The sequence below is a fragment of the Methylobacterium sp. Leaf87 genome (assembly GCF_001422775.1).
Lineage (GTDB): Bacteria > Pseudomonadota > Alphaproteobacteria > Rhizobiales > Beijerinckiaceae > Methylobacterium.
The window spans coordinates 28,847-48,749 of the sequence record NZ_LMMI01000018.1 but is presented as its reverse complement, the minus strand read 5'-3'; the positions used below and the strand labels follow the sequence as shown (position 1 = coordinate 48,749).

Genomic DNA, 19,903 nt, shown 5'->3' with positions numbered 1-19,903 from the left:
GCAACGATCTCCTCGGGCTTCGGGTGCTTTGCCATCTTGTCCGTCCTCCAGGCTTAAAAGCCATACCAAAGGGCGGACCACTTCAATGGGGGCGGACCACGACCGCATCCTGATATCCGAGAGGTTCCTGTATTTCGGGATCAACGCCCCTACCGTACCCGCGCGCATGCTCACGGCGATCAATTACAGGAATGGTCGTGGCCACCGCGTTTTCACCGATCACCAGTGCAAGCCGCTGTTGGACTGGATCGCGGAGCAAGGGGGAGGCCAGATGAACCTGGTGTTGGGCAACCCGTTTCAGTTCCATCAGGCGGATAAGCGATATTCCCTGGCCGCCAAACGAATGATCTAGTCTCGCTGCCGGGTGGATGGTTGCGGACCTGGATCAGGGGCTCGGGCCCGCATCCTGGGATAATCAGTCAGCGCACGACGGGACGAGGTTTCCTCGCCACGGTCTTCTTGGCAGCGACCTTCGTCTTGACCGGCTTGCCCGGTGCGTCGTAGGCGGGCGTTCTCTTCCGGACGGTAGGCTGCTTGACCCTCTTCGGAGGTATCGCCGAAGTCGCACCGGCCACTGACATGTCCTTACGGACGGACTTCACCACACGACCGATGCCCTGGGCGACGTTGAGATAGGCCGTATCGGCGCTGCGCCACTCGATCACGGTCCGTCCCCCGTCGGGGAGGACGACGAGGTCGGCAGCCGGGGTTTCCTTCCAAAGACATGGCCGGATGATCGTCGCGACGACGCGCATAAGTCCGCGCGCCCGTCTGCTCATCGCGCGTCGGTACTCCTTCTGGCACCAGTCGCTGTGAAGATACTCCGGGCTCAGCAATGCGACGAAGATGTGGGAATCCCGTATCGCATTGGAAATCTTGGTCGTCAGCTTGTCGCCGGCCTCCATCTCCCCATCGTACCAGGGGACGACGTTATCCCGCGTGAGCGGTGCAAGATGGATTTCCAGCTTCTCCCGCGCCACTTCATGCACGCGCGAGTACGAGACGAAGATCCGTACTTCGGGCTTGATCGACTTCACCCGTGGGGCCTTGTCCGATGGCCTCGCCTTGGCGGACGATCCCCGAGCGGTCGTAGGCTTCGCGACGGAAGGCGCCTTCGCGGCTCGGTTTCGGGTTCGGGCGGCCATGCGACCTCCGTAGCTTGACGGCCAAGATTGGGTATAGGCCTCGCGATGCCCATTTGTTCCAGGAAAACCATAGGATCCACAACAGGATAGGCTTTCTTGAAGGCGCCTTCCGGCGCGCTGGGTCGAGGGGCTAACTCAGGCGCCTGGCGTGATGACGCCTTGCGGGTCGAACTTGGTCGTTTCCTCGGGGTGGCCACGCGGATTGCAGACGATCCGGGTCGGCCCGACGACGTAATCGGCCGCGGCATGGATGTGCCCGTGCACCCAGAGGTCGGGACCCCGGGCGTGGATGAGGTCGCGCAGGTCCGAGGCGTAGCACCAGCGCAGGTCGGCATGCGGGTCGGGCAGGCTGTCGGGGTGCGGGGCGTGGTGGGTGACGACTACGGTCGGCCCCGGATGGGGCTCGGCGAGGGTCGCCTCCAGAAAGGCCCGGGTCCGGCGGTGCAGGCTGAGGACATCGCCCGGCTCGATGCGGTGGCGGGAACTCGGGCCGGTGCGGATGCGGCGGTAGTCGACCATGCCGAAGCGGCCCTGGGCGGTGCGCATGGCGTGGGTCAGGCTGAAGGAGCCGAGGCGGAAATCGGTCCAGAGGGTGCCGCCGGCGAAGCGCGTGCCGCCGATGACGACGGCGTCGTCCATCAGCAGGTGGATGCCGAGGCGTGCGGCGATGTCCCGGCCCTGGGACATCTGGTCGGCGACGGTGTAGCGCTCCTCTCCCCGGTCCCACCAGAAGTCGTGGTTGCCGGGCACGTAGACGGTCGGCACGCCGGGGAGGCGCTCGCCGAGCCAGGCGAGGGCCCGGGTTAGCGGCATGTGCACGTCGCCGGCGACCACGGCCACGTCGAAGCCGCATGCCGGCGCATGCGCGGCCAGGTCCCATGCGTTCTCGGGCCATTCCTGATGCAGGTCGCTGAAGATCCAGAGGCGATCGGGCGGGAAGGTCATGACCGGCCTCCGGCGGCGGCGTTCTCGGCGAGGCGCACGCGGATCTCGTCGAGGGTCACGGGACGATAATTGAAACAGTCCACGCCGACGTCCGTGCTCGCGGCGGTGCCCGGCAGGGTGCCGTGGGAATGGCCGTAGAGGTGGATGTCGCCCCGGTGCATCCGCGGCCAGACACGGTGTCCGTAGTGGCTGAGGAACAGTCCCTGTGGCGACCCGTCAAAATTTTGGATCACGACGTGGGCAACGTCGACGACAGGGCCATCCCAGGGCAGGCGTGCTCCGATCCGGTCGTGGTTCCCACGCACGAGGAAACGCCGTCCGCGAAGTCGCGAAAAGATGGCCCGGGCACGGTCCTCGGGGCAGCGATAGCAGAAGTCGCCCAGATGCCAGATCGTGTCCCGTGGACCGACGACGGCGTTCCAATTCGCGATGAGGGCCTCGTCGTGCTCCTCGATCGTCGCGAAGGGACGGTTCAGGCCGAGCCGGGGCCCGATCGCGGCCTGATGGCCGAAATGCGTGTCTGCACAGAAGAGGGTACGGGATGACATTCGAGCCTCGCGCGGGGGTGCGGAGGCTCGACGCATGGGTCGCTTGCGCTCCGGAATTCAGGGGGGCGAAGGACGGCCTATGCGTTTCATCGGAAAAGCTCCTCGGATCGGGATTCCTTATTTCCTGGACGCGGCGCCTGCGCAAGGATGCGGGACCTCACGAGATGTGTGTGCCGTGGGCGGGGACGCGGCATGATCGGCTACTTTCCCCTCCCGGGCCGGTGGACACCGGTTCGCTCCCTCGCACCCGTCGTGGTCCCGGGCGCGCGTCCCGCCAGCACGGAGACGATCCTCGCCTTGCTCCCGATGCCGGTCCGGGCGACCTTGCCCGGCGGCGAGGGGATCCGCAGGCGTTCCGCGGGGCCTACGGCTGGCTGGACCGTGGTGGGCCGGATCTGGGTCGAGTGGTCGGCGCGAACATCGACGGCACGGAAGGTCTCACGGACCTCGGCCCGCAGCAGGGATCCCGGCGAGCGGTTTTCGGGTGCCGACGCCTCTTCCACGAGGTCGCCGACCGTCATGTCACGACGGGCGATCCTGGCCCGACGACGGGCGGCCCTCACCCATCCCGCGATCGTCGCCCCTGTCGAACCCGACGAGAGGGCGGTGACCTCGCCGAGATCGATGCCGTCTAGGTCCGATCCCAGGTGCTGGCGGAAAATGGCCGGGATCGCCTCATCGTCGGGCATGGTGATCTCGATGATCCGGGTGAGCCGGCAGAGACGAACGAGCGCGGGATCCAGGGCATTGGCGAGGCTCGCGGTGGCTATGACGGCCAGCTTCGGTGAGGATGGTTCGCCGGAGGCGATCGCATCCAGGAAGCGGGTGACGGCCGAGAAGATGGCCTCCCGGTCGTCGGCGTCTTGGGCCCCGACCTGCCCGGCCTCCGGGATCGCGTCGATGCCGTCGAGGAGGACGATCGCGGGGGCGGCATCCGTCGCTCTGGCGAAGGCGGCTTGCGCCCGACGCAGGACCCCGTCGGGGAAGGACGTCCCGCCCGCGAACCAGTTCGTGACGCTGGTTGCGACCAGGGGCAGGCCGGCGGATGCGGCGATGCCTGCGGCAAGGCTGGACTTGCCCGTGCCGTTGGGGCCAGCGAGGACCGCATGTCGGTCGGGCCCGGGGAATGCGGCCCCGTCGCCCCGTCGCCATGCGTCAATGTCCGCAACGAGCCGCAGGGCCCACGTAGCACCGTCACCGTATCCGTGCAGGCTCGCGAGGTCCGCGGCACCGCTGGGGAAACGGTCCGCCACGGCGCGATTGGCGGTGGCGGATCCGAGCTTTCGCAGGCAAGTGCTGAGGTCGCTGCCGGCCCGGATGGCACTCGCGAGGTCGAAGAAGTCCAGGCGGTCGCCTAGCCTCGCGGAGGTGGTCCCGGGTGCGACACCGGTGGCGTCCCGGATGGCCTTGCGGATCACAGCCGGCGTCGGATGGCCGGTGCGGATGATCATGTCGGCCCCGGCGACGAGCGACGGCGGGAGGTGGCGCCACGGGGCGTGGCTGACGGCCACGATGCGGCACCCGGCACCCAGCGCTTGCGCGATGGCCCCCTCGGCCGCGGAAGTCTCCCGGGACGGGATCGGGGTGCCGTCCATGCCCACCGCGACCTGCCAAGCGGCCATCGCCGCCGCGGCGGAGCGCAGGGGCTCGACCCAGGCGGGTGTGGGCGCCTCGATCACGACGCGTAGGCGCGGCTCATGCCGGAAGCGACGGACCTGCGCGGTGGTCATCACCGTTTCGAGCAGGTGGCGGCCCAGGGTCTCGGCGGCCGTCCTGTGGGGCGTGGCTGCGGGGCAAGGCTCGGCGGTCGCGTCCTTTTCGAACCGGGCGCCAAGCTTCCTGGCGATCGTTCCGGGGGCTCTGGTCATGGCTGCCTCCGCGCAGGGGCAGCCGGCCGCTCACGATGGCGGCGGGGTCAGCCCTGGGGGGTGTCGGGAGGACGCGTGTGCGCCCGTGACGGATCGCGGCCGGGAATGATCCGGGCCGGGAGCGCAGCCGATTTTCGAGGGATGCGTGCGGGTGTCATCGGGAGGTCCTTGGGCAGGCTTCCCGTGCGTCGCGAGGGGTCGCGAGGCTATCGCCGGGAGGCGGGATTGGCGTTCGTCGGGAGGGCCGTGGCCGTCCGATTCGCCCTCCGTTTTGGGTGCTCACTCATGCCCGATGACTGCTCCAGGACGAGCTGCTTGGCAAGTCATCGTTTCCCATGTGCCTGTGCCGACTGTGAAAAACGGGGAACGATGCGATCCGGAGCCGCCCCCTTTCTTGGCCGAACTCGACTTCCGGACGGGGCGGTGTGCGACTCGGAGGTTAGCGCGTAGCGGGTAGCGCGACACGTTACGCGCTACGAAATCGGCTTATTCGTTAACCATGTTCGCGTTTTCCTGTCGGTCTTGGAAGAGGGCGGGCGATGGCGGGCGGGAAGGCGGATCGGTCGCGGATGGAGGATCCCCGGCGCTGGGAGGTTTTCCGCGCCGCCGACCAGATCCGGGCGGAGGGCAAGGAGCGGGTCTCGCTCCGGACCGTATGGGCTCGGGTGAAGCTGAACGCCGGGGTCGCCGGCAACAACCAATGCGTCGGCGAGCACCTGGCGGAGTGGACCCGGGATCGTGCCTACAGCCCGATCATCGAGCTCGCTGGGTTGCCGGAGGCGGTCGAGACTGGCCTGGCGAAGGCCGGGGTGGCGTTGTGGAAGGCGGCGGAGGCCGAGGCGGCGGCGATCAACGAAAGGTTGCGCCTGCGGATGGAGGAGGCCGTCGCGGCGGAGCGGGAACTCCGTCAGGAGGCCCTCGGGATGGTGGACGCGCGCGATGCCGTGATCGAGGCCCAGCGCAGCGAGATCGCATGGTTCGTGGACGAGCTCGAACGACAGAAGGAGCACCTGCGGACGGTGAAGGCGCGGGCTTTCTGGCTTCGCGTCATCCAGGAGATCCGGGAGATCCTGCCGGAGCGCGAGGCGCTGCACGTGGCCGACATCACCCAGAGGATCGGCGCCGACCTTGTCCAAGAGGCCGGCGAGCACGTGCAGGTCTGGAGCGTCGAGACGGTCAGGGGTGCGATCGACGAGCGGATGTACCGCAACCGCTACTTCGTGACCGAGGGCAGCGGCCGCTATCGCAAACGCAGGGCGGAGGACGGCGGGGTCGCGGGATGACGCCCGTCGCGCATGGGCCCGCCCTGGCGCGGGCCCCTCACGCTGCCGAGACGATCGGCACCTCGTCGAGCCTGGTGGTGTACCGCGGCGACCGCATCTCGAACTTCGTCGACCACGACCGCTTCGGAGCGAACCCGGCGGCGCCCGGCACGACCGTCCCACGGCCGAAGCGGCGATTGCAGGCGTCGAGAGCCTCCATCAGGGCCGCACCCATCTCGCGGTCGAGTTGGCCGAGACCCGGCATTGCCCGCTGGGAGGCCGCCAACGGCATCAGGTCGGTGGTGACCACCCCGGCCTTGGAATAGCGGTACCCATCCCGCCAGGTCTTGCGCACGCCATGTGTGGCGGCCTTCACCAGCACCATGGTGTCGTTGGTCGCCTCCGGAAGGGTGACGACGGTCGAGATCAAGCGCTGGGGCCGGTCACGGTCATGCTCACTCGTGTGGAAGAAGACAGCGACGTGGTTCGTCGCCAGTCCCTCCCGCCGAAGCTTCTCGCCGAGACTAGACGCATGCGTGGCCATCGCCTGCTCCATGGTCGCGCGATCCTCGACCCGTTCGGAGAACGACCGGGTCACGGCGCAGCCCTTACGGGTCGCGGCCACCGTCTCAAGGTCGAGGCAGGCCATTCCGCGGAGTTCATGCACGAGGCGCTCGCCTACCACCGTCAGGGCCTTGCGGGCGATCCTGGGGTCGAGGTCGCGCACGTCGGCGACGCTCTCGCAGCCAAGCGCCTCCAGCCGCCGGGCGGAGGCCGCCCCGACGCCCCAGATATCCTCGGGGGCGACCCGCACCATCCAATGGTCGTACTGGACCGGGTCGGTGAGGTCGCAAACCCCTTCGAGCTCGGGCACCTTCTTGGCGATGTGGTTGGCGAGCTTGGCCAGCGTCTTGGTCGAACCGATGCCGACGCAGGTCGGGATGCCCGTCCACGCCCGTACGGTAGCCCGCATGTCCCGGCACAGGGACGCCCGGTCACGCTCGCGCACGTCCGAGATGTCCAAAAAACTCTCGTCGATGGAGTAGATCTCGATGCGGGGCGAGAAGTCCCGGTAGACCGCGTTCACACGGGCCGACATGTCCCCGTACAGGGCGTAGTTCGAGGAGTAGACCCGTACGCCTTGGCTTCGGCACATGTCGCGGATCTTGAACCAGGGCTCGCCCATCCTGATGCCGAGGGCCTTGGCCTCGGTGGTCCGGGCAATCGCGCAGCCGTCGTTGTTGGACAGCACGATGACCGGCAGCCGCGCGAGGCGGGCATCGAACACCCGCTCGCACGAGCAGTAGAAGCTGTTACCGTCGGAGAGGGCGTAGGCCCGGGCGCTCATTCGCAGCGGCGCCGGGCGCACACGGAACCGGAGACGACGCCCCAGACCTCTATTACGGCGTCGGGGGACAACTGGAACTTGGGGAAGCGGGGGTTTGCGAAGTGCAGGGTCACCCGGTGGCCCTGGCGCTTCCACACCTTGAACGAACGCTCGCCGTCGATGTCGACCACGACGATGTCGCCGTTGCGCGGGGTCAGGGACCGGTCCACGACCGCGAGATCACCGTCGTGCAGGCGGGCAAGCAGCATGCTGTCGCCGGCGACCCGGACCAGGAAGGTGGCCGGGCGATTGACGATAAGCAGGCGCTGAAGGTCGATCTCCTCCTCGATGAAGTCGTCGGCCGGGCTCGGGAAGCCGGCCCGGACCGGCCTGACAAGGAATGGCACCGGCATGGGGTAGCCGATGGTGACGCCGCTGACCTGCATGATGCTCCTCCGCGAATCCCGCTCGCGAACAAAACATGAACACGTTCGTGGCGTTCCGTATAGCGGTCACGCTTGGCGAAAGGCTGATTGAGGGACGATGCACTGCCTACCCGCCGATGGGGTGCAAGGCCTCTCGCGAACGTGACGCAAGCTTTGCCGTAAACGCAATGCCAAGCTGTAAGCAGATGTGTGAACGTGGTATCCGTGGAAGATGGCCGTCCGTAAAACCGTCACCGTTTCCATCACGCCCGAACAGCACGCCTTCCTCGGGGAGCGCGTGAATTCCGGTCGCTACGGAAGCGTCAGCGAGGTGGTGAGGGCGGCCCTCCGGATGCTGGAGCAAAGCGAGCCGGACTTCCTGCTCAAGGAGCAGGCCCGCCTCCTCGCCGCCGACCGCAAGGCCCGCTGACACCATGCGACACGCTTCCAGTTTCCCGGTCGGCGGCGGAGCCATGGGCGATGCCATCCGCTCCCACGATTGGTCATCGACGTCCCTTGGACCCATTGATAAATGGCCGGCGGCGTTCCGCGTCAGCCTGAGCAACATGCTGAACTCACCCGAGAGCATGTACCTCGTCTGGGGACCGGAGCGGACGTTCCTCTTCAACGACGCCTACCGTCCGATCCTCGGCACACGCCTCGACGGAGCGCTCGGCCGGCCGCTTCCCATGGTCTGGCCCGATGCCTGGGGCGCTGTCCGGGCGGCGTTGGAGCGCGCCTTCGCCGGTGAGGCGGGGCGTTTCGTGGACGACCCCATCGCCATGGCACGGCACGGGGACGAGGAGGCGACATGGTGGTCGTACTCCTTCTCACCCGTCCACGACGGCTCCGACGTCTCGGGCGTCCTCTGCCTCACGACGGAAACGACCGAAAGGGTTCGTGCGCGACAACGCAACGGTTTCCTCCTCGAACTCAGTGACGTCCTGCGTGGGAGCGACACTTCCGGTCGCCTCATCACTGAAGGATGCGAGAGGCTCGGTTGCCACCTTGGGGCGGACCGATGCGGCTTCGCCAAGTACGATGTTGCAACCGGTGAGTTCGAGACGGCCGGCACGTGGCCGGGCGGAGATGACCGTATCCCTTGCGTTACTGATCCTGGACCCGGCGTCATGGACGCACTTCAGGCCGGTCGTAGCGTGCGGGTCGACGCCGCAACCGTGGTTCCCGGCCCATACCGACAGGGCAAACCAGACCAGACCACCCTGTGCGTGCCGGTGATGATCGAAGACGGCCTCGCCGCCATTGTCCACATCGAGCGGGCCTTGCCGGCACGGTGGACCCAGGAGGAGGAGTCCCTCGTCCGCGACGTGTCAGGCCGCATCTTCGCATCCTTCTGTCGGACACGGGCACAGGAGGCGCTCTCCGCCGGGCACGGGCGTCTCGAAACCGCCCTGACGGCCACCCGCCAAGGCCAGGCCCGCCTGTCGATGGCCGTCAACATCGCACGCCTCGGCATCTTCGAGTGGGACACGGTCACCGGCGCGGTCGAGATGGACGGCAGGAGCCGCGAGATCTTCGGGCTCGCGCCGGAGGGACCGGTGCACCAGGACGAGGTGTTTTCCCGCCTGGAGAAAGTCGACGTCGAACGAGCCCATGCCCTCACCGAGGCGGCGGCCGTCGACGGCGACGAGGTCGTGGCCGACTATCGCGTCACCAGGCCTGATGGCACGACACGCACGATCCTGAGCTCCAGCGAGCCCCTACAGGATGAGGGCGGGCACCTGCGGATGATCGGCGTCTTTCACGACGTCACCGTGCTGAGGCAGGCCGAGGCCGACCTGCGTACCCTCAACGCGGACCTGGAACGTCAGGTCGTCGAGCGCACCCAGGCCCGGGGGCGGACGTGGACGTTAACCCCCGACTTGATGTGCGCCCTGGACCGGCGCGGCTACCTGGTGACCTCGAACCCGGCCTGGCAGACCTTGTTGGGATGGTCGGATGTGGAGATCGCGCGGATGCCGATCTGGGATCTCCTTCATCCCGACGACGTCGAGCGCACCCGGGTCGGCCTCGAACGGATCGAGGACGGCCAGCCAGCGGTCGGATGCGCCAACCGCTACCGCCGCAAGGACGGGTCCTACCGTTGGATCTCGTGGATCGGCGTGCCCGAGGACGGGCTGGTCTACTGCACCGGGCGGGACGTCACGGTCGAGAAGGAACGGGAGGCGGTGCTCGCCGCGCGCACCGCCGAACGCGACCTGTTCGCCACCATCGTCGAAACCGACAGGGCGCCGATCTGCGCCTTCGACCACGACTTCCGCCTCATCGCCTTCAACCAGGCGCACAGCGACGAATTCCATCGGATATTCGGCTATCGCGTCAAGCTCGGGGACGTCTTCCCGGACTTGTTCACGGAGGACCAGGCGCCCGTCATGCGGGCGTTGATGGCGCGGGCCCTGGCCGGCGAGGTGTTCACCGTTGTCGAGGAGTTCGGCGACCCAAGCATCGTCAAGCCGTACTGGGAAGTCTCCTACACCCCGCTTAGGGACGGTGACGGTCGGATTTTCGGCGCGTTCCACCACGCCCAGGACATCACGGAGCGGGTGCGCGCCACAGCCGAGCTCAACAGGGCCCAGGACGCGCTTCGCCAGGCCCAGAAAATGGAGGCCGTCGGTCAGCTTACCGGCGGGGTCGCCCACGACTTCAACAACCTGCTCACCGTCATCATGTCGTCGACCGACCTGCTGAAGCGCCCGAACCTCCCCGAGGAACGGCGTCAGCGATACATCGGTGCGATCTCCGACACGGTGACGCGGGCAGCCAAGCTGACCGGACAGCTCCTCGCGTTCGCCCGGCGGCAGGCGCTCAAGCCTGCGGTGTTCGACGCCGCCAGAAGCGTCGAGACCATCGAGGAGATGATCGGCACCCTGACGGGATCGCGCATCCGCACCGTGACGCGCCTGCCCAACGAAGCCTGCCTCATCGACGCGGACCCGAGCCAGTTCGAGACCGCCATCGTCAACATGGCCGTGAACGCCCGAGACGCGATGGACGGCGAGGGGAAGCTGACCATCTCGGTCCGGAACGTCGCTGCGATTCCCGGCGACCGGAGCCATGCCAGGGTCGTCGGGCGCTTCGTCGCCCTGTCGATCTCGGACACCGGCACGGGCATCGACGCCGGCATCCTCGACAGGATCTTCGAGCCGTTCTTCACCACCAAGGAGGTGGGGCACGGCACCGGCCTCGGCCTGTCCCAGGTGATCGGCTTCGCCAAGCAGTCGGGCGGAGAGGTCCGCGTCGTGAGCGCCATCGGCGAGGGGACGACCTTCACGCTCTACCTACCCCGCGCCGCCAAGGATGCGCCGGCCGTCGTCGATGATGCGGACCCGGCGCCCCTGATGGACGGACACGGCACCAGGGTGCTTCTCGTCGAGGACAACCGGGATGTCGGCAACTTCGCGACCCAGACGCTGCACGACCTCGGCTACGAGACGGTCTGGGCGATGGACGCACGGCAGGCCCTGGCTGAACTCGCGAAGGCGCCGGACCGTTTCGACGTCGTGTTCTCCGACGTGGTCATGCCCGGCATGGACGGCGTCGAGCTGGCCCGGGAGATCGGGCTTCGGCACGTCGGCCTGCCGGTGGTCCTGGCGTCAGGCTACAGCCACGTTCTGGCCCAGAACGGTACGGATGGCCTCGACCTGCTGCACAAGCCGTACTCGGTCGAGCAGCTCTCGCGCATCCTGCGCAAGGTCACGACGCGGCGGCGCCGGGTGAGGGACGCTGGACGGTAGGCGGTAACGGAAAAGCTACCGCCCAGGGATTGCAACCGAAGCGTTGCCTGTCTGTTGAACGCCCATGCCAACGAAGCGCCCCCTCGAAGCATCGGTCGTTCTCGTGGTTGAGGACTACGACTTCGTACGCTCGAATGCCGTCGACATGCTTGAGGATGCGGGCTTCACGGTGGTTGCGGCCCGTCATGCCGACGAGGCTTGGGACATCCTGCATCGGCGATCCGACATCGGCGTTCTGTTCACCGACGTCGACATGCCGGGAACCATGTGCGGCGTCACCCTCGCCGAGCGGGTGAACGAAAACTGGCCGGACATCCGGCTGGTTCTGACTTCGGGACGGCATCGGTTTACGGACGAGGAGGTTCCGGACCACGGGCTGTTCGTGCCCAAGCCATATGACGCCTCGGACGTCATCAAAGCGATCCAGCACGCGGTCTGATCAACGACCAGCTAACGCTGTTTGGCCATCCTCTCTTTGGGGTGATGGCAAAGTACCTCGTATCCATCATCGTCGGATGGCGAGGCCCGCCGCGGTTAAGCGCCGAAGGTCTCGCCAGCCGGCATTTGGTCCGTTAGTCTAAAGGTCCAGTCCCGATAGGGTCGCTGCCGCCTGTATCAGGGCCAGGTGGGTCAATCCTTGTGGCAAATTCCCGAGGAACCCGCCTGTTTGGGGATCGGCCATCTCCGCATAGGTGCCGGAGTTCCGGTCCAATGCCGCGACCACCGCCTCGAATTTCTCTGACGCCTGATCGTTCTGCCCGAGAAGGGCCATCGCCTCGCAGAGCCAGAAGGTGCAGGCGAGGAAGCAACCTTCCTCGGCATCCACGCCCGAGTAGCGGTAGTGATAGGGACCCCGACCGAGCTCCCGGTCGATGGCCTCGCAGGTCGCCCGCAACCGGTCGGCGCTCCCATATCGGAACCGGACAGCGAGGGTAATCGAGGCATCGAGCTTATCGCTGCCGGGATACATCACGTAGGCCTGCTTCGCCTCCGACCAGCAATGCTCCTCGATCCAGGCCGCTACGCGGTCGCGGGCCCGGACCCAACGGTCCTTGCAGGTGCCCGGCAGATAGCCCTTCTCGGCCATCTCGACGGCCCGGGCCAGGGCCTGCCAACAACTGATCTTGGAGCCGGTGTAGTGCTGCTGCTCTGGAAGCTCCCAGATCCCAGCATCCTTCATCTTCCACTTCTCGGCGCATTCGTCGGCCAGCCGTGCCAGCAACGCACCGCTGCGCAGGTCGAGCATGCCGCCCCCGGCAACGAAGCGCTCCGCCGTCTCGAAGATGTCGCCGTAGATGCCGTGCTGGTGCTGGCCAGTTGCTGCGTTGCCCGTTCGGACCGGGCGGGAGTTCCGGTACCCTGGAAGGTCGAGTTCCTCCTCCTCCGAAACCATCTCCCCGTTCAGGGTGAAGAGGACCTGGGCGCCGTGCTCCTCCAAGTGGCGGACGAGCCAAGTCAGTGCGGCGCTGGCCTCGGCATGGGCCCCGAGGCGGAGGAACGCCTTGATGACGTAGCCGGCATCCCGAACCCAGGCGTAGCGGTAATCGTAGTTCTTCTTACCTCCGATACCTTCTGGCAACGAGGTCGTCGCAGCGGCGGCGATGGCGCCGGTGGGGGAGTAGAGCAACAGTTTGAGGGCGAGGGCGCTGCGTCCAACCTGTTCCGGGTACCGCCCCGCGTAGCCAAGGCGTTCGGTCCAGTTGCGCCAGGCATCGCAGGATCCATCGATGCGTCGGTCGATGTCCGCGACCGGGGCGACGACGAGTGGCTCGTGCTCGCCGGCGACGATGGCCACCGTCTCACGCTGCCCCGCCGACACCTCGACGCTGGCCTTGATCGCATGGTCATCCTCGCCATCGATGCGGATGCCCTCGCTGTAACGGAATAGCCCCATAAGGTCGGCGACGTGGAAGGCCGTGCCACTTGCGTTCGACGAGAGGAATGGTCCGGCCGTGTCGCCCCGAGTTCCGAACACGAGCTCGATCCGGAAGCGGACACGCCCCTCGATCCCCTCGATGCGACGTGCCAGCTCCGCCCAGGGCAACCGCCCGGCCGGCCCGCTGTTCAGGCTCTCGGTCAGGCGCGCCTTTCCGGTTGCCGTCGTGAACAGGGTCTCATGGACGTTGCTGCCGTCGCGGTAGCCGATCTCGGCGGTAAACGGGGCATCGGGCGTGACAGAGAAGTAGCCCCCCTCATGTGGGGACAGCAGACGGTCGAAGAGCGGTGGGGAATCGAGGTTCGGGCAACACCACCAATCGATTGAGCCGTCGGCACCGGACAGGGCAACGGACCGGCCCTCACCGAGGGCGGCATAGGCTTCGAGGGGTAGATATCCCTCCTCGCGTTTGACAGGCCCGCCCGTGCGGGGAAACGGCTTCAACAATCGACGGCTCCAGGGATGGCGATAGGTGCGTGGCGACTAGGCGCGAAGCTGGGGCAAGACACTGCCGCCGAACGCCTCGATGAAGGCATCCTGGTTGCGGCCAACTTGATGGACGATGATCTCCTCGAAGCCGATCTCCGCGAGGTCGGCGAGCCAGGCTGCCTGACGCCCGAGGTCCGAGGACACTCGAACGCAACCGTGAACGTCCTCGGGACGTACGAAGCGCGACGCGGTCTCGAAGTCCTCCGGTGTGCGCAGGTCCCAGTTGGCGTCGCCCTCCAGCATGTTGGCGGCCCATTGCCCGTGGGCCTCGGAGAGGGCCCGCCCGTCGTCCGTATCCCAGCACACCTTCGTCTGGAGGAAGACTGGCTTGCCTTCGCCCCCGCCCTCGCGGAAGGCATCGACGACGGGACGTAGCTTGCCCGGCTCTATGCCGACCGTGACGAGACCGTCGGCCCATGTTGCGACCTTACGGGCCGTCTCAGTAGTGACGGCGCCGGCCAGCAGGAGTGGTGCCTTGGCCGGGCGGGAATACAGCTTGGCATCCACCACCGTGACCCGGCCCCGGTGCGTCACGGTCTCGCCGTCGAACAGGGCCCTGATCACCGCGGCGCACTCACTCAGGCGGGCCGTGCGCTCGGCCTTCTCCGGCCACGGCATGCCTGTGATGTCCTCGTTCAACCGCTGGCCGCTTCCGAGGGCCAGCCACAGTCGTTCCGGGAACATTTCGGACAGGGTCGCGGCCGACTGAGCGAGGACAGCAGGGTGGTGGCGATAACCCGGCGCCGTGATGATGCCGAACGGCAATCGCGTGGTCGCGAGCGCGGCGCCGAGCCAGGACCAAGCATGACCGGCGTGGCCCTGGGCATTGCTCCATGGCTTGAAATGCTCAGACGACATCGCACAGGCGAAGCCGGCACGCTCGGCTGATTGGACATGTGAGAGAAGGGTGGATGGCGCGTATTGCTCGTGGGAAGCGTGATAGCCGAAGCGCGCCAAGTTGGTTGTCCTGATCAAACGAAAAGCGAACGGCGGCTGGAACCCGACGTTCCTGCATCTGAGTGCTTCAACTCGACACGTCCTCATCACCTGCGGCAGGTCCGCCCGGCCCGGAACGCCGGTTTCTGCCAGCAGTTCGGGTCCCCGGGGAATGGCTCCCCGGAGCGCCACGGCCTTGCAGGCACCAACATCAGGACTTCGTTTCCTCGTCGCTGAAAGCGAGCCTACGGCAGCCCGTGAGAAGCGCCGAGACAGTGTCGGGCGCTCGTCTGGGGAGACCTACGTCGAGATCCTAGCACTCCTTGCGCCAGGGGCCGTTTGCCATCGCGTCATGCCCGCTGACGCGGACAGTACCTTCCCGGAGGGCGAGAGCCTGGGCGGATACGATGCGGTCTTCCTCTCGGGCTCGCCCCTATCTCTCTACGAGGACACGCCGGAGGTCAGGCGCTCCCTCGCATTCATGAATGCCCTGTTCTCGTCCGGGACACCTTCCTTCGGCTCCTGCGCCGGCCTGCAGATGGCGACCGTCGCAGCCGGCGGCACGGTCCGTCAGAACAAGAACGGCCCCGAGGCGGGGTTCGCCCGACGCATCGTCGTCACCGATGCCGGGCGGTCTCATTCACTACTTAAGGGACGGCCCGGCTCATTCGACGCGCCGAGCATCCATACGGATGAGGTCGAGACCCTACCGGACGGGGCGACGCTGCTGGCGCTAAACAGGTCGACCGTCGTTCAGGCCGCCGAGATCCGGCACGACGGAGGCACGTTCTGGGGCGTCCAGTACCACCCGGAGATCGGCCTCGACGAGGTCACAGGAGCCCTCAGGCGGCAAGCGGACGATCTCGTCAAGAGCGGGTTGGCGCGTAGCCGGCGCGAAGTCGAGGAACAGGCCGATCTCGTCGAGGGACTGCACCGTGAGCCCGGTCGACGCGACCTGGCGTGGCGGCTCGGATTGGACGAGCAGGTCACCGATGGGGACCTTCGGCGAACGGAGCTCCGCAACTTCATTGAGGCGCTCGTCATCCCATCCCGTGAACGTCGTCGCTGACATCCCAAGAAAGAACGGATGCCGAGGCGACTTCCCGAAACGCTCAGCGGAACCTTTACCTGGGCCGAATGGTCACGTCTCGGGGTTCGCGCGATTTCGCTCTTCCAACGTCGTTGGAACGGGGTATCGACGTAGAGACCCAAGCCGCCCACGCTCGGCCAATGCGAGTTTCCCAGAATAGTGTCGGATCGTACCGAAGACGCCCGCATCGATGCGGAGATCACCCGCCTCGTAGCGGGCTCGGACCCGTTCGCGGGGGCGGTCCGGGCGACGCGCATGCCCATGCTGATCACCGACCCGCGTCTGCCCGACAATCCCATCGTCTTCGTCAACGACGCCTTCAGCAAGCTGACGGGCTATCGGCGTGACGAGATCCTCGGGCGGAACTGCCGGTTCCTCCAGGGGGCCGAAACGGATCAGGGACAAGTCACACGGCTCCGTGATGCCATCGAGAGGCGCACCGCCATCGAGCTCGACCTCCGCAACCACCGCAAGGACGGGACCGTCTTCTGGAACCGCCTTCTCGTGTCGCCGGTGTTCGATGCGGATGGCGACCTGACGTACTTCTTCGCCTCGCAGTTCGACGTCACCTTGGAAAAGGAACGTTTCGTCCGGCTCCAGGCGGATCGCGATGCCCTGGAGGCCGAGGCCGCGCAACGTTCGCAGGACCTGCGGCAGAGCGAGGAGCGGTTGCGCTTCACCCTCAAGGCCGGACGCCTCGGGACATGGTCACTCGACCTGAGCACGATGCGCCTGATCGCGTCCGAGGGTTTCAAAGAGAACTTCGGTCGCTCGGCGCACGATTCCATGACTTACGAGGAGACGATGGCGGCGATCCATCCCGACGACAGGGAAAGGAAGTTGGCCGCGAGGGATGCGGCCATTGCCGAGCACTCCGACTACGACATCGAGGTCCGGCTCCTGACGCCCCAGGGCAAGACCCGCTGGCTCCAACTTCGCGGACAAGCATCCTACAAGGCGGACGGGGCGCCGCTGAGCATCGCCGGGATCAGCCTCGACATCACGGACCGCAAGCTCGCGGAGGAGCACCGGGACCTTCTGTCGAAGGAGTTGAGCCACCGTATCCAGAACACCCTGGCCACCGTGCAATCGATTTCGCGCCAGACGCTCCGCAACGCTCCATCGCTGGAGGCAGCTCAGGAGGCGATGGAGTCCCGCCTAAAATCACTCTCGGCTGCGACCGAGATGCTGCTGCGTGGCAGCGGCGATTGGGCGACGTTGACCGAGGTGGTCATCGCTGCGCTGCATCCCTTCGGCGTCGAGCAAGACCATCGCTTTAAGATCGGTGGACCGATCCTGCGGTTGGCTCCTCGTGTCGCGTTGGCATTCGCCCTGGCAATCCACGAACTCGCGACCAACTCGGTCAAGTACGGATCGCTCTCCAGGGACGACGGCCGGGTGATCGTGAGTTGGGATGTCGTGGATGGGTCGGACCCGACCCGCTTGTGGTTCCAGTGGCAAGAGGTGGGCGGTCCACGGGTGTCGCGTCCGACCCGAAGCGGCTTCGGTTCGCGCATGATCGAGCGGGCGCTGGCGACGGAGATCGGCGGGACGGCCGAGATCGACTACCGCCCTCGCGGCGTCGTCTTCACCGCCGAGGCGCCGCTGCCGGAGATCACGCGCGACTGAGGCGTCACCCGTCGACGATGGCGTCCGAGGTGGCCTTGTTCACGGTGCGCCGCAGGATGCGCGACAGGTCCTCCACCGAGTACGGCTTCTTGAGGAGCGGGAACCCGTGGGAGCCCTGCTCGGCGAGAACGTGGCTGTAGCCTGATGCCAGCACCACCGGCAGGCGGGTATGCCGGTGACGGACTTCCCGCGCCATGTCGATGCCGTTCATCCCCGGCATCACCACGTCCGAGAAGACGACATCGAACCGGTGGGAGGATGCCAGGATGGCCAAGGCTTCCTCGGCGTTCATCGCCCAGGCGGTCTCGTAGCCGAGCTCGCGTAGCGCCTGGGTTGCGAAGGCCCCGACCTCCTCGTTGTCCTCGACCACGAGGACGCGGGTGCCGTGCCCGTCGGCGAGGGGCTCGGGCTCGCCGTCGTCCTCGGCTGCCGCTGATCGTCCGACCTCGCGCGGCAGGTAGAGGGTGAAGGTGGTTCCCTTGCCAAGAGCGCTCTCGACCAGGACCTCGCCGCCCGATTGCTTGGCGAAGCCGAACACCTGTGACAGGCCGAGGCCGGTGCCCTGTCCAACGCCCTTGGTGGTGTAGAAGGGCTCGAAGATCCGGTCGAGGTCGGTGGCCGCGATGCCGGTACCGGTATCACGGACCGAGACGGCGACGAAGTCGCCGGGAATGCGAGGATGTGCCCGCACCGCCGGAATGGAGGATGTCCGACGGACTTCGATGTTCAACCGGCCCTCTCCGTCCATGGCGTCCCGGGCGTTGATGGCCATGTTCACGAGGGCGGTATCGAACTGGCTCGGGTCCGCGTCGATCAAATAGGGGATTTCCTCACCCCGCCGGTCCTTGTTCGGGGCCACGTCGGTGACGACCCGGATGCGGGCGCCGGTGAGCGTACCGACCATGTCGGCGACCGACGCGACGCTACGGCCGACGTCGAACACCTCCGGGGTCAGGGACTGGCGCCGGGCGAACGCGAGCAGTTGGCCGGTGAGCTTGGCGGCGCGGGTGACGGTGTCGGAGATCGCTCCGATGTAGCGCTGCCTGCGCTCCTCCGGCAGGTCCGGGCGCTTGAGTAGGTCGGTCGAGGACCGGATCACGGTCAGCAGGTTGTTGAAATCGTGGGCGACGCCGCCGGTAAGCTGGCCGACCGCTTCCAGCTTCTGTGACTGGCGGAGTTGCTCCTCCAGGGCGCGGCGCTCGTTTACGTCGCGGCCGGCAGCGTAGAAGTGGTCATCCTGCGGGATGGCGTTCCAGGAGACCCATCGGTATCCACCGTTCGCCGTCGACATGCGGACGTCGAGGCTGTCCAGTGCCTGACCGGATCGCAGGCGCTCGAACGCGGCAGTCGCCGCTTCCTTGTCCTCGGGGTGGACGTAATCGCTGAACGAGGTCCTTACGAGGTCGAACTCGGCCCACCCGAGCATCTCTGTCCAGGCCGGATTGACCGAACGATAGATGCCGTCGAAGCCGCAGACCACGAGCAGGTCGCGGCTGGCCCGCCAGACGAGGTCGCGTTCGTTGGTCCGCTCTCGGGCAGTGTCCCTCAGGACAATCTCAGCCTTTTGACGGTCGGTGACGTCATTGAACAGCAGGGCGACCCGATGCTGGACGGGCTCGCCGATTCGCAGGGCCTGAACCTCAAAATGGCGGCCCAGTGCCACGACCCCGCTTTCAAGCCGGACGGCCTTCCCGGTCATGGCGACCTCGCCGTAGGTATCGAGCCACGCGTGTTCGAGGTCGGGGATCACCTCGCTCACCCACTTACCAACCACATCGTCGAGGCCTGTGTGGCGCGAGAAGGCCGGGTTGGCCTCGATGAAGCGGTAGTCGACCGCCCGGCCCGCGGCGTCGAACCGGAGCTCGATCACGCAGAAGCCGGCGTCCAGGGCGTTGAACAGGGTGCGGTAACGAGCCTCGCTCTCGGCGAGCCTGCCCTCCTCGGTCCGGAACCGGGTGACGTCGAGCTGGCTTGCGAAGAAGTAGCGGAGGTCGCCCTCGGGAGTGAACACCGGGCTGACGTAGAGCTCATTGCGAAACGTCGAGCCGTCGCGTCGGTAGTTCAGGATCTCGACCACGACGTCGCGCCGTGCGGCGATGGCGTCCCGCACCTTGGCGATGTCGACCGGGTCGGTCCCCGGCCCCTGCAGGAAACGGCAGTTGCGTCCGACCAATTCCTGAGACGTGTAGCCGCTCAGTTCCTGGAACGCCCGGTTGGCGAAGACAATGGGATTGTCAGGCAGGTTCGGGTCGGTGACGATCTGCGGCATGCGGGTCTTTTCCGCCGCCGTGAGCAGCAGGTCGACGTCCGCACCCGAGGTCTGCTGGCCGCTTTCGGGGAGGCGGACGTGGAGCGTGTTCTTTTCGCGCACACGCGCCAGCTCGGCCTCAAGCCTGCGGTTCTCGCTGCGTAACCAACCGATCTCTTCGTCCATGCCGTCCGCTTTCGGGGGCACGGTCCCCGATCCCATGCCAGTCCGCAAACGGTTCAGGACGATGGAAGCTCCCGCCTGGGCGCCCGTGTCGCCGTCCAATGTCATGATTGGACG

General features: G+C 66.8%; 15 protein-coding genes and 1 pseudogene. 7 read left to right on the top strand and 9 right to left on the bottom strand.

Annotated features, from left to right (window positions below; translation table 11 throughout):
- Positions 1-352 (top strand): annotated as a pseudogene (locus tag ASF22_RS11715) (hypothetical protein); the annotation flags it as partial.
- A 67-nt stretch (positions 353-419) separates the two neighbouring features.
- Here ASF22_RS11715 and ASF22_RS11710 read toward each other — a convergent pair.
- From ASF22_RS11710 to ASF22_RS11695, 4 genes are all read right to left on the bottom strand, one after another.
- Positions 420-1,037: a toll/interleukin-1 receptor domain-containing protein gene (locus ASF22_RS11710; RefSeq protein ID WP_056264364.1), complete on the bottom strand. Its 618-nt coding sequence runs from the start codon at positions 1,035-1,037 to the stop codon at positions 420-422.
- A gap of 243 nt (positions 1,038-1,280) precedes the next feature.
- Positions 1,281-2,090 (bottom strand): metallophosphoesterase, encoded by an 810-nt coding sequence (locus ASF22_RS11705; protein ID WP_056264362.1) that lies wholly within the window; start codon positions 2,088-2,090, stop codon positions 1,281-1,283.
- A complete protein-coding gene (locus ASF22_RS11700) occupies positions 2,087-2,638 on the bottom strand; it encodes a metallophosphoesterase (protein ID WP_056264359.1) in 552 nt (183 codons plus the stop codon). Before ASF22_RS11700 ends, ASF22_RS11705 begins: the two co-directional genes overlap by 4 nt.
- 200 nt (positions 2,639-2,838) lie before the next feature.
- Positions 2,839-4,506, bottom strand: coding sequence for an ATP-binding protein (locus ASF22_RS11695; RefSeq protein ID WP_056264356.1), 1,668 nt, complete (start codon positions 4,504-4,506; stop codon positions 2,839-2,841).
- A 569-nt stretch (positions 4,507-5,075) separates the two neighbouring features.
- On the opposite strand from ASF22_RS11695, the gene ASF22_RS11690 reads away from it, so the two are divergent.
- Complete coding sequence (locus tag ASF22_RS11690; RefSeq protein ID WP_162239547.1) at positions 5,076-5,789, top strand: DNA-binding protein; 714 nt, start codon at positions 5,076-5,078, stop codon at positions 5,787-5,789.
- A 37-nt stretch (positions 5,790-5,826) separates the two neighbouring features.
- Here ASF22_RS11690 and ASF22_RS11685 read toward each other — a convergent pair whose 3' ends face one another.
- Together ASF22_RS11685 and umuD are read right to left on the bottom strand one after the other, a co-directional pair.
- Positions 5,827-7,116 (bottom strand): Y-family DNA polymerase, encoded by a 1,290-nt coding sequence (locus ASF22_RS11685; protein ID WP_056264378.1) that lies wholly within the window; start codon positions 7,114-7,116, stop codon positions 5,827-5,829.
- On the bottom strand, positions 7,113-7,541 hold the full coding sequence (gene umuD, locus ASF22_RS11680; protein WP_056264351.1) for a translesion error-prone DNA polymerase V autoproteolytic subunit: 429 nt from the start codon (positions 7,539-7,541) through the stop codon (positions 7,113-7,115). The genes ASF22_RS11685 and umuD overlap by 4 nt, the downstream gene beginning before the upstream one ends.
- A 211-nt stretch (positions 7,542-7,752) precedes the next feature.
- Here umuD and ASF22_RS11675 point away from each other — a divergent pair, with 211 nt between their 5' ends.
- The 3 genes from ASF22_RS11675 to ASF22_RS11665 all read left to right on the top strand — a co-directional run bounded on the left by ASF22_RS11675 (position 7,753) and on the right by ASF22_RS11665 (position 11,714).
- A complete protein-coding gene (locus ASF22_RS11675) occupies positions 7,753-7,950 on the top strand; it encodes a type II toxin-antitoxin system ParD family antitoxin (RefSeq protein ID WP_056264349.1) in 198 nt (65 codons plus the stop codon).
- A gap of 136 nt (positions 7,951-8,086) precedes the next feature.
- On the top strand, positions 8,087-11,275 hold the full coding sequence (locus tag ASF22_RS11670) for a PAS domain S-box protein (RefSeq protein ID WP_210166653.1): 3,189 nt from the start codon (positions 8,087-8,089) through the stop codon (positions 11,273-11,275).
- Between the two features lie 64 nt (positions 11,276-11,339).
- On the top strand, positions 11,340-11,714 hold the full coding sequence (locus ASF22_RS11665; protein WP_056264343.1) for a response regulator: 375 nt from the start codon (positions 11,340-11,342) through the stop codon (positions 11,712-11,714).
- A gap of 138 nt (positions 11,715-11,852) precedes the next feature.
- Here the strand turns inward: ASF22_RS11665 and ASF22_RS11660 are convergent, their stop codons facing one another.
- Both ASF22_RS11660 and ASF22_RS11655 read right to left on the bottom strand, forming a co-directional pair.
- On the bottom strand, positions 11,853-13,655 hold the full coding sequence (locus tag ASF22_RS11660; RefSeq protein ID WP_244474267.1) for a glycoside hydrolase family 15 protein: 1,803 nt from the start codon (positions 13,653-13,655) through the stop codon (positions 11,853-11,855).
- Between the two features lie 39 nt (positions 13,656-13,694).
- Complete coding sequence (locus tag ASF22_RS11655) at positions 13,695-14,657, bottom strand: TIGR03885 family FMN-dependent LLM class oxidoreductase (RefSeq protein WP_056264337.1); 963 nt, start codon at positions 14,655-14,657, stop codon at positions 13,695-13,697.
- 151 nt (positions 14,658-14,808) lie between these two features.
- Between ASF22_RS11655 and ASF22_RS11650 the strand changes: the two genes are divergently transcribed.
- A complete protein-coding gene (locus ASF22_RS11650; protein ID WP_056264334.1) occupies positions 14,809-15,705 on the top strand; it encodes a type 1 glutamine amidotransferase in 897 nt (298 codons plus the stop codon).
- A 180-nt stretch (positions 15,706-15,885) separates the two neighbouring features.
- Complete coding sequence (locus ASF22_RS11645) at positions 15,886-17,355, top strand: PAS domain-containing protein (protein ID WP_056264332.1); 1,470 nt, start codon at positions 15,886-15,888, stop codon at positions 17,353-17,355.
- Positions 17,356-17,359: 4 nt separating this feature from the next.
- Here ASF22_RS11645 and ASF22_RS11640 read toward each other — a convergent pair whose 3' ends face one another.
- Complete coding sequence (locus tag ASF22_RS11640; RefSeq protein WP_056264325.1) at positions 17,360-19,789, bottom strand: hybrid sensor histidine kinase/response regulator; 2,430 nt, start codon at positions 19,787-19,789, stop codon at positions 17,360-17,362.
- Positions 19,790-19,903: the final 114 nt, after the last annotated feature.

Coding starts and splice junctions, on each gene's coding strand:
- ASF22_RS11640 (WP_056264325.1), bottom strand. CDS start 19,789: ATGGACGAAGAGATCGGTTGGTTACGCAGCGAGAACCGCAGGCTTGAG.
- ASF22_RS11700 (WP_056264359.1), bottom strand. CDS start 2,638: ATGTCATCCCGTACCCTCTTCTGTGCAGACACGCATTTCGGCCATCAG.
- ASF22_RS11665 (WP_056264343.1), top strand. CDS start 11,340: ATGCCAACGAAGCGCCCCCTCGAAGCATCGGTCGTTCTCGTGGTTGAG.
- ASF22_RS11685 (WP_056264378.1), bottom strand. CDS start 7,116: ATGAGCGCCCGGGCCTACGCCCTCTCCGACGGTAACAGCTTCTACTGC.
- ASF22_RS11695 (WP_056264356.1), bottom strand. CDS start 4,506: ATGACCAGAGCCCCCGGAACGATCGCCAGGAAGCTTGGCGCCCGGTTC.
- ASF22_RS11670 (WP_210166653.1), top strand. CDS start 8,087: ATGCTGAACTCACCCGAGAGCATGTACCTCGTCTGGGGACCGGAGCGG.
- ASF22_RS11675 (WP_056264349.1), top strand. CDS start 7,753: ATGGCCGTCCGTAAAACCGTCACCGTTTCCATCACGCCCGAACAGCAC.
- umuD (WP_056264351.1), bottom strand. CDS start 7,541: ATGCAGGTCAGCGGCGTCACCATCGGCTACCCCATGCCGGTGCCATTC.
- ASF22_RS11705 (WP_056264362.1), bottom strand. CDS start 2,090: ATGACCTTCCCGCCCGATCGCCTCTGGATCTTCAGCGACCTGCATCAG.
- ASF22_RS11690 (WP_162239547.1), top strand. CDS start 5,076: ATGGAGGATCCCCGGCGCTGGGAGGTTTTCCGCGCCGCCGACCAGATC.
- ASF22_RS11650 (WP_056264334.1), top strand. CDS start 14,809: ATGGCTCCCCGGAGCGCCACGGCCTTGCAGGCACCAACATCAGGACTT.